8 protein-coding genes are annotated in these 15151 nt (G+C 43.0%); 7 read left to right on the top strand and 1 reads right to left on the bottom strand.

Annotated features, from left to right (window positions below; translation table 11 throughout):
* Positions 1–285 precede the first annotated feature (285 nt).
* Positions 286–1890, top strand: a complete 1605-nt coding sequence (locus B4G94_RS12510) for a glycoside hydrolase family 32 protein (RefSeq protein WP_286859208.1) — start codon at positions 286–288, stop codon at positions 1888–1890.
* A 61-nt stretch (positions 1891–1951) separates the two neighbouring features.
* On the top strand, positions 1952–3457 hold the full coding sequence (locus B4G94_RS12505) for a glycoside hydrolase family 32 protein (RefSeq protein WP_286859207.1): 1506 nt from the start codon (positions 1952–1954) through the stop codon (positions 3455–3457).
* 60 nt (positions 3458–3517) lie between these two features.
* On the opposite strand, the gene B4G94_RS12500 is transcribed toward B4G94_RS12505, so the two are convergent.
* The gene (locus B4G94_RS12500; protein WP_286859205.1) at positions 3518–4666 is read right to left on the bottom strand and encodes an alginate lyase family protein; all 1149 of its coding nucleotides are present in this window, start codon (positions 4664–4666) and stop codon (positions 3518–3520) included.
* A 157-nt stretch (positions 4667–4823) separates the two neighbouring features.
* Between B4G94_RS12500 and B4G94_RS12495 the strand changes: the two genes are divergently transcribed.
* The 5 genes from B4G94_RS12495 to B4G94_RS12475 all read left to right on the top strand — a co-directional run bounded on the left by B4G94_RS12495 (position 4824) and on the right by B4G94_RS12475 (position 15047).
* Positions 4824–5423 carry an RNA polymerase sigma-70 factor gene (locus tag B4G94_RS12495; protein WP_108635666.1) on the top strand — a complete coding sequence of 200 codons (600 nt, stop codon included), beginning with the start codon at positions 4824–4826 and terminating at the stop codon, positions 5421–5423.
* 67 nt (positions 5424–5490) lie between these two features.
* Complete coding sequence (locus B4G94_RS12490; RefSeq protein WP_286859204.1) at positions 5491–6765, top strand: FecR family protein; 1275 nt, start codon at positions 5491–5493, stop codon at positions 6763–6765.
* Positions 6766–7014: 249 nt separating this feature from the next.
* Entirely contained in the window at positions 7015–10551 is a 3537-nt protein-coding gene (locus B4G94_RS12485) for a SusC/RagA family TonB-linked outer membrane protein (protein WP_286859203.1), read from the top strand.
* Between the two features lie 14 nt (positions 10552–10565).
* A complete protein-coding gene (locus tag B4G94_RS12480) occupies positions 10566–12332 on the top strand; it encodes a RagB/SusD family nutrient uptake outer membrane protein (RefSeq protein ID WP_286859202.1) in 1767 nt (588 codons plus the stop codon).
* 72 nt (positions 12333–12404) lie between these two features.
* Complete coding sequence (locus B4G94_RS12475; RefSeq protein WP_286859201.1) at positions 12405–15047, top strand: alpha-L-fucosidase; 2643 nt, start codon at positions 12405–12407, stop codon at positions 15045–15047.
* Positions 15048–15151 lie beyond the last annotated feature (104 nt).

Genomic DNA, 15151 nt, shown 5'->3' with positions numbered 1-15151 from the left:
GCCAATGCCTCTTGTGGGAATATTAAAACGAACGATAGGATAGTGTCTTGTGGTTCCGTCAATATTGGTCTGTTTTCAATTTTTACGCTAAAGAGCTTAGAAAAATAGTTCCGATATACTTTAAGCAAGAAAAGACGGAAGCGCCTAGGTAGTGACAATTCATCATAGTGAGATGGTTGTTGCGAAGATTAAGCCTAAGTGAAACAGGATGGATTGGGAGGAGTTAAAGATACTGTAGGGGAATAGGCAAAACAATAGTAAGTAATAGTTTTATTGAGATCGTAAATGAAAACAAAATTATATTTAATTCAGGTGCTATGCTTGATAGCGTTGCTGACAAATTGTAAAAGTGGTGATCAAAGCTTACCTCTCGATAAGCAGAGTGATCCAGAAGCAGTAGATCGGTCTATTTCCTGTACTTCGGTACAGGAAGCCGGCCTGTTTCAGACCTTTTATAAGCCACAGGAGGGATTTGTCGGAGATCCTATGCCGTATTACAATGCCGATGATAAAAATTATTATTTGTTTTATCTCTACGAAAATGCCAATCGTCATCCGATTTACGTGACCAAAACCAGCGATTACGCCACATTTGATGGTTTTACACAAGTATTGCCGGCCGGGGCTATCGGAAGTCAGGATGAATGGATAGGGACAGGCAGTTTTATTAAGAAGGATCAGACCTATTTTTGTTTTTATACGGGGCATAATGGCAACCTGAACCCAGCCGAAAAAGTGATGATCGCGACTTCGACAGATTTACTGAATTGGACAAAGCAGCCTGCCTGGACAATAGAGGCCGCTCCGGGGTATGACCAAAACAATTTTCGGGATCCCCATGTCTATTGGGACGAAACTCGTGGCAGTTACGTGATGTTGGTAACCACGCGTAAGGATGGCAAAGGTGCTATTGCACGGTATACATCTGCAGACCTGAACAATTGGTCTAGTATAACACCCATCGTAGCGACAGATGCACAAGCTGTAGGAAAGTATCAGATTGAAACGGATGCAGAAATACTGGAGTGTCCAGATCTATTTAAAATGGGAGACAAATGGTATTTGACATTCTCCCGGATCAATCGGGACGCGCATCGCAAGACTTTTTATCGCATTGCTGATTCACCCGATGGCCCTTGGAAAATATGTCGAGATGCAAACGGCCATCATGAAACTTTTGATGGCTTATACCTGTATGCTGGCAAGACAGCAAGTGATGGAACAGCACGCTACCTATCGGGTTGGTGCTCCACAGGGCAGACCATTAACAGTAATAATGAATTGCCCTGGTCTGGAACTTTGATTACGCACAGGCTACTGCAGGGGCCGACAGGGAGATTATATCCGGGTATTCCCGCTGCTGTGGACAATAAGTTTAATGAGGAGTTACTGTTTGAAAAGCTGAATGCTGTTGGAAATGTTTTGGAAAATAATAAAACATATCGTATAACGGCGCAGTCCAATGGGAGGAGCTATGCACAATTCAACCGAAACAAAACCGCTGTTAAAATATCAATGACGATAGATGCTTCGCAATCTGACCACTTTGGTTTCACTTTTGGTGCTTGTGACAATCCTTCTGAGTTGTACAGTATTGCCTTCGACTTAACTTCTGCAAATCGCTGGGGCATGCCTTCGCTCTTTATGAATCGGGAAGTCAGTTTGGGGGGAACAGCTGGAAAAACAGAACTTAACTTCACGCCGTTGATCATACCTGCCGATAAACGTTTTGACGTAAAAATTGTCATCGAAAAATCTATCTGTGTGGTCTATGTTAATAATAATGTCGCTTTTACCAATCGTATTTATAAAATGGAGCAGAATCCATGGACGATTTATGCTGATCAGGGTACCATTAAAGTCAATATGATGAAAGTCGAGAAATCATAAGAAATATCGCTATTTTATGGACAAACATAAATAACCTGAAATGATATAAACTAAATAAGCTATGAATAGAATAAAGAAATATGGAACTATGCTGCTTCTTGCGGGCATAGCGAGTACAACATTTGCGCAAGTTGATTCGAAAGAAATAAAAGATCCTAAGGAAAAATACCGTCCGATCTACCATTTTACGCCCGGACAAGGCTGGATGAACGATCCGAATGGCATGGTATATATCAACGGAAATTATCACCTCTTTTTTCAACATAATCCCGATAAACCAGTCTGGGGGCCTATGCATTGGGGGCATGCGACCAGCAAAGATCTGCTTCATTGGGATGAAAAAAAGATTGCCTTATATCCGGACAGTTTAGGAACTATTTTCTCTGGAAGTGCTGTGATCGATAAGGATAACACAGCAGGTTTTGGAAAAGGTGCCATGATCGCCATTTTTACCCATCACAATCATCAGGAAGAAGACCGGAAAACAGGACTACATGAAAACCAAAGTTTGGCGTATAGTCTGGATGAGGGAGTCACCTGGACAAAGTATAAAGGGAATCCAGTACTGCCTAATCCGGGCATATGGGATTTTAGAGATCCAAAAGTAATGTGGCATGCGCATAGTAAACGTTGGATCATGACTTTGGCAACCAAGGATTGCATCACTTTTTACTCATCTAAAAACTTAAAGGAATGGAATAAGGAAAGCGAATTTGGTAGGGAGGTGGGCGCACATGGCGGAGTCTGGGAATGTCCTGACCTTATCCCCATGAAATACAAAGGCGAGACGAAATGGGCTCTATTGGTAAGCATAAATCCGGGTGGACCCAATGGTGGTTCGGTAACGCAATATTTTGTCGGTGATTTTGATGGAAAGCAATTTAAAGCTGATGATACAGCAATTAAATGGTTAGACTGGGGACCGGATAACTATGCTGGCGTAACCTGGAGCAATCTAGGCGATAGACCTCTGATGATTGGTTGGATGAGCAATTGGCAATATGCTAATGAGGTGCCTACGACCGCATGGCGTTCCTCATCAACCATACCCCGTGTTTTATCCCTGGAAAAAGTTGGACAGTCTTTCTACGTCGCGAGTACTGCGCCTAAAGAAATTGAAACTGCATTTCGGCCGTTAAAAAAATACCATGACGGCGGGGCGAAAGAAGTCTCATTCGAGGAACACCTTCCACAAGCGTACCGTTTGGACCTCAAGAAATTGAAGCAACAGGCTTTTAAAGTGATCTTATCAAATGAATCCGGTGACGAATTGGTCATTGGTTATCGTGAAGACCAAAATGCATATTACATCGATCGTTCTAAGTCCGGCGAAGTGTCTTTCAATGCGGAATTCGCTAAAACGGCTTTGGCGCAACGCTTGTTGAATACCGGAACATTGTCTTTCAGCTTGTATGTCGATGTGAGCTCTGTGGAGCTTTTTGCAGATGGAGGACTGACGACAATGACCAGCTTATTTTTTCCGAATAAGCCAATAACCAAGATTCGTATCCTAGGGGATAAAAAGCTGGAGTTTCAAGAGCTGAGCATCGCTGAGTTTAAAAAATAAGCGCTGGTTTGTGCGATTAAAGCGATCCTTTGTCACGACAAGGATCGCTTTAATCCTGCGCTACTTGGTCGTATTGTCTGGACGCAAGTGTGCCGGCATTAGTGTTGGGAAGGTCCACGCAAAATGATTTTTTTTGTAGACCACGGGACGATAAATGGAGAGGTACGAATCAAATTCAGGCGTATGATAAATATCCTTCATGGCTTCGAACAGATTGGAAGGCCAGACTCCCACTGTCCTGTCCTGAATGTCAACATCAGGATTCTTAAACCAAGGCCATGTTGTCGGATGTTGATTGTAATAATATAAATAATCTATGGCCCGCTTGATTGATTTTCCATCCTTCGTTGCTGCAAAAAGGTTTTCTCCCGTGGCGTTGTGTATGCACCACATGGAGGCTGTCAATGGAGCCAAAGAAAAGTACGTATACCATAAGCCTTTCTCACCCCGTTTTACTTCTTCGATAAGGTGACCATCTGCTGCGATCTTTTCAAAAAGATCAGTCTTGATTAAGGCTATTGTAAAAGAAAGCTCTTTTTGGTCATCAAGAAAATTTGCTGAAAGTAGATTAGCAAATCTTGCCCAATCAGCAATATTATTGGGTCTTTCACGTAGGAAATGTGTCGCTTTTTGATAGACATTCATAGTCCAGACCTTAAAATGATCACGGTCGTTCTTCGTCCAAAGAGGATCGTTTTTAAGTAATTCAGCTGCGATCATTAATCCGGCACCAGCATAAGAAAGTACAACGGGTCCGTCAAAATCAGAATATTTTTTATTGATTGTGGCCCAGGAGTTGATGAAATATAGGGCTTTGGATGCATATTTCTCCTCACCGTTTAAGGTATAGGCTAAGGCAGTACAATAGGCCGCAAAAGCATCCGCATGGAGTTTTTTTGCCATGGCACGTTGGCCTTCTTTATCGCTGTAGAAGCCAGGTACACTAAAATCCTCGACAGCATGATGGTCGGCCAATAAAAGAGAGTCGGCCAGTATAATCAACTGCTTGTATGCAGTATATACTGGTTCGGATTTTTTGCTGATTTGGGATTTGACATCATGGATTTGGGTAATTGGGTGCATTAAGGATTGGGCATGACCATGTGTGGGTCTGATAAATAGGCCGGCTAGCAACAAGGTTAATCCTAATTTTAGAAATTGGGTGGTTCGGACCTGGAAGCCGAAAAATAAGTATATGAAATTTTGCATGGTTTTAAATGGATATATTAATTGATTGATTATGCAGCTATGGGGGGGGATTAGCTCCTGCAAATTAAGAAAAAATACCACAAGTTTGTAGGGATTCAGAAATTTGATTTGAAATATTGCAGCGAAGTAATTAACTTCATACCTAGAATAATCAATTATGGACATCGATCAAAATCTGCCTGAGAAGGAACTCTTGTGCCAACTCCATCATGGAGATATGCAGGCCTTTGATATTTTGTACCATCGCTATAGCCAAATTATTTACGCCAATATTCTTAAGTTTCTAAAAGATGAAACTAGCGCCGAAGATTTACTTCAGGATGTTTTTCTACGTATTTGGGAAAATAGATCAAAAATAGATCCTGAGCAATCTTTCGCAGCATTTCTGTTTACCTGTTCGCGTAATATTACTTTTAATTTCAAACGACGACTGAAATTGGAGATGGAATCTGAGATCCAGCTCGCCTACGGGGCATCGGAATCCGAGAATACCATTGATAAAGTGCTGGAATCAAAGGAGGCCATGGCCCTGGTTGAAGACTTGTTGAGCAGATTGCCCAAACAACGCCAAAAGATATTCAGGCTATCTAAGCTAGAAGGTAAAAGCTATCAGGAGATTGCGGAAGAAATGGGTATTTCTATTGCTACTGTTCGTGACCATATTGTCAAGGCAAATAAGTTTATCCGAAGCGGTGCACTGCAGGACAATGGTTTCTCGGCCTTGTTACTGATTCTGCTTCTCCATTCTGCACATTAAAAAAAAGTTTTTTCTAGAGCAGACCTTTATTCCATGCTGTGTGTATTTACTTTAAAAATACAGCTCAGTGGAGACCAATAAATCTAAAATAGACCAATTACTTCAAAAATATAAGGAAGGGAACTGTTCGCTTGAGGAGATCGAATGGCTACAGCATGCGCTTTCTACTGCTGATATCCATGGGCAGGACGCAATCGACCAAGCCATAGTCGCTAATTTACTGCAGCCTTCTTCTGTAGAGAAAATGAGCGAATCTAGGCAGAAAATAATGCTTGAAAACATCAAAGAGCAAATTCAGCGGAGGGCTGAAGATAGCGATGAGATATCCGATATGAGTGAAGAAAGTATCGTTCCGATGCAAAAGAAAACCATATTTTCTATTCGATGGCTATACTGGACTGCTGCGGCTTGTCTACTGCTGTTTGTTTTTTCAATGGTATTTTGGCGGCAGCAGACGAGTCCTGTTCAGATGGATGGCAACCTGGCTGGGATACAGGATACAATGAAGGATATCGTACAGCCTGGCGGAAACCGTGCGACACTTCGTTTGGCGGACGGTACACTTCTGGAGCTTGATAAGCAAGCATCCGGGATTGTTATGGGCGAAAGTATTACCTACGAAAATGGGAAATCTATTGCTTCCGCCACATTAGGTAAAGAGAGGATGACAGTAGATCCGAGCAAGGTTATGTTGGAGTTAACCACTCCGTTGGGCGGGATGTACCAGATTACTTTACCTGATGGTACAAAAGTGTGGCTTAATGCGGCCTCATCTTTAAAATATCCGATGAGCTTTGCCAAAAATGAACGAAAAGTTATCCTGCTGGGCGAGGCTTTTTTTGAGGTGACCAAAGATAGTTCACGACCTTTCAAAGTGCTGAGTAAAGGACAGGAAATTGAGGTGCTTGGGACCGCGTTTAATGTAAATGCTTATCCCGAAAATACGACGATCAAGACGACCTTAATCACAGGGAAGGTTAAATTATCAAAGGAAAATCATGCCACGCTGCCGATGTACTTGAAGCCGGGACAACAATCGACCAATACCAATAGCGGAAATATACAAGTTGCAAATGTGGATACAGCACCCTTCACTGCTTGGAAAGATGGCCTGTTTTATTTTGATGAAACACCACTGTCGGAAGCATTGCAGCAGATTGGTCGCTGGTATAATGTAGAAGTGAGATACAAAGCCGAAGTGCCGCAGACGCATTTCTATGGTCGTATAAAACGAAGCAAGCCACTCCGGGAAGTACTCGAAGTATTGGAAGAAGGTGGGCTGCATTTTGAGCTGAACAAAAAACAGGAAAAAAATATCTTATTGGTGACACCATTGCAATAATAACCCTAAATACTGATGAAAAAAGAAATGATCATGGATTCCACCTAAGCTGGAGAAGGGTATAGGCAAGACAAAAAGGGCAGTGCTGGGGGGCACTGCCTTGATTTGGATGCATATACTTACAAGTATTGCCCGAGGGCAAATTTTTGATAACCATTTATAAATAAATACAAACCGTACAAACATATGATTTTTTATCCATTTGTTAGGCTACACCCGTGGAGTTTAACTTTACGAAGTATACTGATTATGAAATTGATCGTACTCATTTCCTTGCTGACCACCATGCAACTGTTTGCTGAGGGAAATGCGCAGACCATAAACTTAACCGCTAAGCATGTGACCTTAAATCAGGTAATGCGCGATATCCAAAAACAAAGCGGGTTTAATTTTTTCTTAAATGGCAAGTCCTTGGCCCAGACTCGTTTGTCTGTCAATATACAACATGCCAAATTGGACGATGCCTTAAATGCCATCGTAGCGCCTCTGGACCTGGAATGGGTTAAAAAAGATGAGGTGATCGTGATAAAGCCTAAAAGAAATCCAATGATTTCCGAACCTAAAGAAACTCTGCAGCGGCGTATTAGTGGTAAGGTCGTCAATGGAAAGGGGCAGATACTTGTCGGAACGACAATTAGCGTAAAAGGTACCAATATCTCCACAGTAACAGATCAGGATGGGAGATTTACGATCCAGTTGCCAGCCGCAAACAGTATTTTGATATTTTCAAATGTAGGGTATCAGGGGCTAGAAAAAAGTACCACTGGCATTGAAGAAATGCATGTTGTGCTTCAGGAGGTTATCAGTGGTTTGGATGAGGTCGTTGTTGTCGGATACGGAAGTCAGAAGCGCGCAAATGTGATTGGTGCTGTATCAACTGTGAACGGAAGTTCGGTTGAAAATCGATCGACTGCTACACTGAGCTCTTCATTGGCTGGACTCGCGGCCGGCGTTAATGTGCAGAATACAACAGGAAAACCTGGAGCAGATGGTGCTAATATTCTGATCCGCGGAAAAGGGACCTTAAATAACACCTCACCGTTGGTGGTGATCGATGGTATCGTCGGTTCTATGGATGCTGTTAATCCAAACGATGTCGAGTCGATTTCAATTTTAAAAGATGCAGCTACCGCAGCAATTTATGGTTCTTTGGGGTCAAATGGTGTTATATTAATTACCACAAAAAAGGGAGCCAAGGGGAAAAACAATGTGTCCTATACGGGAATGGTTTCGATGCTGCAGCCTAATAATGTACCCGAATTTATCACCGATTATGCACAACATATGCGTCTGGTGAATGAGGGCTTCAAGAATTTGGGCCAGGCAGCTGTTTACACGGACGCAACAATCAATCTCTGGGAGGAAGCAAAGAGAAATCCGAAAGGCTTTACTGAATTTGGAATTCCCAATGAGGTCGCTTACCCCAATACAAACTGGGGCGATGTGCTTTTTGGACAGCGCAAACTTTTACAAAATCACAATCTCTCTTTAAATGGCGGCAACGACAACACGCAATACCTTTTTTCAGTCGGATATTTCAATAATCCCGGAACGATGCCCGAAACTGGCGCGGACAAGATCCGTATGCGTATAAACTTACAGTCCAAAGTCGCCAAGTTTTTGACTGTAGGCACCCAGACCTTTGGCGATATGCAGAATTTGAGTGTGGCCGATGTGGTTACTGCATATTCCTATCTGACCCAAACTGTGCCCGGAGTGTATCCTTATTACAATGGTGTCTATGGTTTCCCGGCTGCTGCCGAAGAATCGGCCACTGCAAATAATGCCTTGGCTTTTCTAAATGGGATGAGCGGGAAGAACCAGGTCAATCGATTCAATACCACAGTATTTGCAAAATTAAATTTAATGGAAGGGCTGGAGTTTGAATCAAAGGTAAATTATAACCATACGTACACCGAAACCAATTCCCATCAGGTTCCTTATGAAAAATGGAATTTTGCAACAAACAAATTGAGTACAGCGGCGCTATCGTCAGGACAAATAACAACGCAATATGGTGTGACTAAGAACTATAACGTGATCATCGATAATGTATTGCGTTATTCAGGATCATTTGGTAAACACGATGTGGGGGGGATTTTGGGGTACAATGAACAGTATTTCAACCAATATAATATTGGTGCGGCCAAACTGGGACTTGTGCATCCCGACTTGACGACATTTAATTCGGCGACAACAATGAGTTCCATCACTGGTGATGAGCTTGATTACGGTTTGCGGTCCTTTTTTGGCCGTGCCAATTATGCATACGATAATAAATACCTTGCCGAAGCGGTGGTACGGTACGATGGGTCATCGCGATTTGGCACCGCCAAACGTTGGGGCTTCTTCCCGGCCTTCTCCGCGGGATGGCGTATTTCGGAGGAATCTTTTATGAGCCCGCTCAAATCCTTTCTGAATGATTTGCGGCTAAGAGCCTCCTGGGGGAAAACCGGAAATAATGCATCTCCGGGTAATTACGATCATCTTCCGTCATATGGTACTGTAAATTACTCATTCAATAATCAGGCTGTCCGTGGTTTGGCACAGACTAAGTTGGGAAATGACCTGCTGCACTGGGAAACGACCACCACGACAAATGTTGGCTTTACAGCGACAGCATTGAAAAATAAATTGACAGTCGAGTTTGATGCCTACCGCGCTTACACGGATGGAATTTTATATGTCCCGACTATTCCTGCGACAACAGGGACCGCTACAGCAGCAACGATGAATATTGCCGAAGTCAGCAAACGGGGGATTGAATTGACCTTAGGATACCAAGATAAAATCAGCGATTTTAAATATGGAATATCAGCCAACTTCGCCTATAATACCAATCGGGTAGAAAAATATAAAGGGGCATTGTCGGAGGGCTATGTCACTGATGCCGCAGGTAATCGGGTTTATCAGTCAAATATCGGCATGGTTTCTAACGGGGTAAACCAGCGGATTCTGGAAGGGCACGAAATCAATGAATTCTACTTGTATAATGTGTACCGTGGATCAGGAAACCATTTTCTAACGGATGGTGCTGTTGATAAAAATGGCGGACCGCGCGACGGTATGATCCGCACCGAGCAGGATATGGCCTGGTTAAAGGCCATGGTCGCAGCAGGCTATTTGTTTCAGCCTGCAGATGGCATAGACCCTACCAAGATCTGGTATGGTGATTTGATTTATTCGGATATGAACGGGGACGGTATTTATGGAAATGTGTATGACCAAAAGTTTATGGGAAAAAGGGCAACACCATCATTTAACTATGGTCTTACTATCAACATGGCCTATAAAGGATTTGATGCGTCTATGATCTGGTCCGCTTCTTCAGGCATGTCGTATTATTGGAATGAACTTTATCTCAATTCATCCATCGTGGCGCAGGGTAAATCGGTACCGGCATTGGTCGCTAACGACCATTATTATTATAATCCTGCAAATCCCTCAGATCCCAACAATCGGATCGATGGTTATTATCCACGCTTAAAAGGCGTGACTGACGCACAGAATGGACGTACCAGCGATTATTACTTGTATAATGCTTCTTTTGTGAAGCTGAGAAATCTTCAGTTGGGCTACACCCTTCCTGAAAGCTTAGCGAGCCGTTTATCGATCGCTAAACTCCGGATTTATTTAGCTGGCGAAAACTTGCTGACATGGACGAAGTTCCCGGGACTGGATCCGGAAATTGGACCAGCAAGCAACGACCCATCGTTGATCAACTCTTCTGTTGTAAACTACCCAACGATGCGCCAATATTCACTGGGTTTGAATCTAACTTTTTAATCCGAATGAGAACAATGAAAAAGATGAAAAAATTTCTGGCGATTGTATTGCTAACAAGTATAGTGGGGTGTAAAAAAGATCTTTTGGATACCTCTCCGTATTCATCGGTCTCCACTGAAACGATGTGGACAACCGATAATTTAACAGATTTGGGCGTTGCGGGAATCTATAGTTCCTTTCGACTCTTAATGGGGCATAGCGGATTGATTTCGCCTTATGAGCTCTATCAGTTTGACCGTTTCTCCTACACTGGGCAGGCACGTTTTGATGAACCCTTATTGACAGGGACCATCACTGCCGGCGATCCCTTATTTATGAATGTCTGGAAGATCCAATACGAAGGTATTCAGCGGGCAAACGACGCTTTGAAAAATATTCCCATAAAGTCGCCTTCAACAGCAGAAAAGAAAGCGAAATATATAGCCGAAGCTAAATTTCTACGCGCTTACTTTTACTTTCGACTCAATCAACTTTACAAAGGAGTACCTATTTACCTTGAGCCTTTTACGGCGGTCGAGGCCATCAAAGGGCGTAGTTCGGAAGATGAGGTCTGGAATCAAATATTGGCTGATTTGAACGATTGTATTGCGGAAACTAATTTTCCGGATCGTTATCCCGCGGGCAATGGGAATTATGGACATGCAACAAAGGCGGCGGCTTATGCCCTACGGGGTAAAGTGTATCTCTATCGAAAAGATTGGGCAAAGGCTGCAGCTGATTTTCAAAAAGTAAAAGATGCTGGCCACACACTCTTTGCTGATTATAAAGCTTTGTTTAAGGAAGCCAATGAGCAATGTCCTGAGATGATTTTTTCCATTCAGCATCGGAGTGAGTCAGGCTATGGAAATAATATGCAATTGTTTTGCGGTTGGCCATCAGTCTATTCGCGGGGCTGGAATTATTACATGCCTTCACCACATTTGGTCGATCTCTATGAAAATAATGACGGTTCTAAATTTGAATGGGATAAAATCATTCCCGGATATAGCAGTTTAACTGAAAATGAAAGAGAAGTCTTTTTTCTACGCAACGACCTGACGGAGGCCGAGAAAGCGGCCGCGGCATTGAGAGGAGCAAAGATGAGCCTATATCTGCCGCAAGGTAATGAAGAGCGTATCAAAAAAGCCTATGAAAACCGTGATCCTCGTTTGCAGGCCAATGTCGTGACGCCTTATTCGACTTTTAGGGGCGCCTATAATTTTACCAATGTAGAAAGCCTTCAATTTATGCGCTGGCCATTTCGTGGACAGGCACAGGTAGATGGCGATATTCAGAGTGATACACAGATCAATTTCTTTTATTTCTACCGAAAATTTGTTGCGGAAGGAGTCAATGAGATTGTGGACCGTAATTATGGTCCCATTGATTTTCCGATTTTCCGCTATGCCGACGTATTGCTGATGTGGGCTGAAGCATTGAATGAAGACGGGAAATTGAATGAGGCTATTGCAAAAGTCAACGAAGTACGGCAACGTGCTGGCGTAGCGCTGTTAAATTCCAATGCCGCAACTACTGTCGCTGGGAAGGAAGGCTTACGCCTGCGTATCCGCAACGAACGTCGTGTGGAGTTTCCGAATGAAGGCATCAATTATTTTGACGAATTGCGCTGGGGAACCTGGAAAGAGACCGTGTTTAAAGCGGGCAATGGACGTAAGCAGGTTTGGGGAACAAATGTTGGGAATTACAGCTATAAGGGCGATTTCTTGACCGTATGGCCTATCCCTACCTCCGAAATACAGATGAACGTGAACTTGGTGCAAAATCCGGGTTGGATCGACTAGTTTTTGTAAAATAAAACCGGGGAGTGAGGCCATTTGGAGCTATCCCCGGTTCCATATAAAATAAACCTAAACATGATTGTTTTTAAATATAGCCTATACGTTATTTATTTTTTGACCTTTTTTTATCCTTTTCTTCTGCATGCAGATACAAGTGATATCGCAAAAAAAGGATTCGATTTAGCCGAACGACAATATGCATTACTGTATCAAGATCATAAGGACATGAGTAAGTATCCACGCTCGGCAGATCGCAACGGAAAAACAACTTTTACGGATATCCGGGATTGGACCGGCGGTTTTTGGCCGGGCTGTCTCTGGTATGTTTTTGACTATACCGGTGACGATAAATGGCGGGACGCAGCATTAAAATGGACGAATTCATTACACCAAAATCAATTCAATACCAATCACCACGATATTGGTTTTGTCATGAATAGCAGTTATGGCAATGCCTATCGGCTTACTGGCGATACAAGGTTCAAAGCGATTTTAATCCAGAGTGCTAAATCGCTGCTGACACGTTTTAATCCCAAGGTAGGTGCTATTAAATCATGGGATGTATTTCCTTCTTGGGACGGTAAACATAAATTTGAGTTTCCGGTTATTATTGACAATATGATGAACCTGGAGCTGCTTTTTTTGGCTTCCAAGTTATCCGGTGATCCCATTTACCGTAATGCTGCCATTCGGCATGCGGAGACAACACTAAAAAACCAATATCGTCCAGATTATAGCTCTTATCATGTTGTTGCCTATGACCCCAACACCGGTGCTGTATTAAGCAAGGAGACCGCACAAGGTTTTTCGGACAATTCCGCCTGGGCGCGAGGGCAAGCTTGGGGATTGTATGGCTTTGTGCTGATGTACCGTGAAACGAAAGACCCAAAGTATCTTGAAGCCGCACAAAAAATGGCGGATTTTTATATAAAGCATCCGCGTCTACCCCAAGATAAGGTGCCGCTATGGGATTTTGATGTCAACCAGCCCGGATTCTTTCCAAATTGGGATTATCGTAACGCTGATTTTAAGTCCGTACCGCGTGATGCTTCTGCCGCCGCAGTCACTGCTTCGGCATTGCTGGAACTGGTTGACTATATGGAAACTGGACAACAGCAGGAATATTTGGATGTGGCCGAGATGATCTTGCGATCATTGGGTTCGCCACAGTACTCCAGTGAGGTTGGAGCAAATGGCTTGTTTGTCTTGAAGCATAGTGTGGGCAGTATTCCGCATAAAGGGGAGATCGATGTCCCTTTGGTATATGCAGACTATTATTATTTAGAAGCGTTGATGCGTTGGAACAAGCGAAGACATCGGCTTGCGCAATTGATGAAGGAATGGCAGGAGATGAACAGGCAGAAGGCACCGGCACTCAAGGATTTTCAGCAACAAAAATTTGGACTCTTTATTCATTGGGGGCTGTACGCCATTCCGGCGGGTATATGGAATGGAAAGAAGATAGAAGATTTGGGTAGTCCAAGTGTAGCCGAATGGGTTCAATTGGTTGCAAAAATTCCACGGTCCACCTATGCCAAATTGGCGGATCAATTTGCGCCGCAATCTTTCGATGCCGATAAAATCGTTAAAATGGCCAAGGATGCCGGAATGAAGTATCTTGTTGTGACTAGCAAGCATCACGATGGATTTGCCCTATACCATTCGGAAGTAAGCTCATTTAACGTGTTACAGGCGACACCCTATAAACGGGATGTCATTCAGGAACTTTACGATGCTTGCATTCGTCATCAACTCGATTTTGGTGTCTATTACTCCCATAATATTGATTGGAAAGACGGTAGTGACGCACAGTATGCCACTACCAAAGCACAGCATGATATGCTAAACAAAAAAACTGATGCCTTTGGGGCAAATCTTTGGGACCCCAGTGCCAATTCCTTTGCTTCCTACCTGAATGAAAAAGCAATTCCGCAGGTACAGGAAATCTTACAACGTTTCAAAAAATTAAAATATATCTGGTTCGACATGCCCGGATTGATGACTGCCGAACAGAGCTTTCGCTTTTACAAAACAGTGTATGACCTCAATCCGAATATCATCGTCTCCGAACGGATTGGTAATGGGATGGGCGATTATGCCATTCCGGGCGATAATCGGATTCCCGATCCTTCGGAGCATTTTACCAGACCTTGGGAAGCTATCGGTACATTCAACCATTCCTGGGGCTATAAATCTTATGACCATGATTGGAAAGATGTGGACGAACTGCGTTATTGGCTTTTGGAAATCGTCAGCAAAGGTGGTAATTATATGCTCAATATTGGCCCAGATGCACAAGGAAATATAGCTACACCTGTAAAAAATAATCTGGCTATCTTAGGAAAATGGTTGCGTTTTAATGCTGAGGCGGTTTATGGAACATCACCCTGGATCACCACACATGAGGGACCAACACTGATTCGGATAACGGATACTGAACAACGGGAGAAAGAAGGATTTAGAGCATCTTTTACACCTTCGGATTTTTGGTTTACCAAAAAAAATGACTGTGTTTATGCTATGGCTCTCGTAGCGCCTAAGGATGGAATAGTCCATCTGAAGTCCCTGAACCAGAATAAAGCTAAAGTAAAGTCAGTGGAAATCTTAGGGTATGGTCAGGTTCGTTTTAAGCAGGATAAGCATGCATTGCGGCTGAAATTACCCAAGAAGACACAAAATAGTACCTTAGGCTATACCCTCAAGATAAAATTAGGCTAACCAGAAGATTGGCTAAATCGATTATGATGAAATTAAAGCGAGTATTAAACTCAAATAAAAAGTGCGTCTTGTTGCTGTTTGTCTGTTTAGATTTTTGGTGTATT

It is taken from the genome of Sphingobacterium sp. UBA7625, assembly GCF_002484085.1.
Lineage (GTDB): Bacteria > Bacteroidota > Bacteroidia > Sphingobacteriales > Sphingobacteriaceae > Sphingobacterium > Sphingobacterium athyrii.
This window is presented reverse-complemented; position numbering and strand designations above follow the sequence as displayed.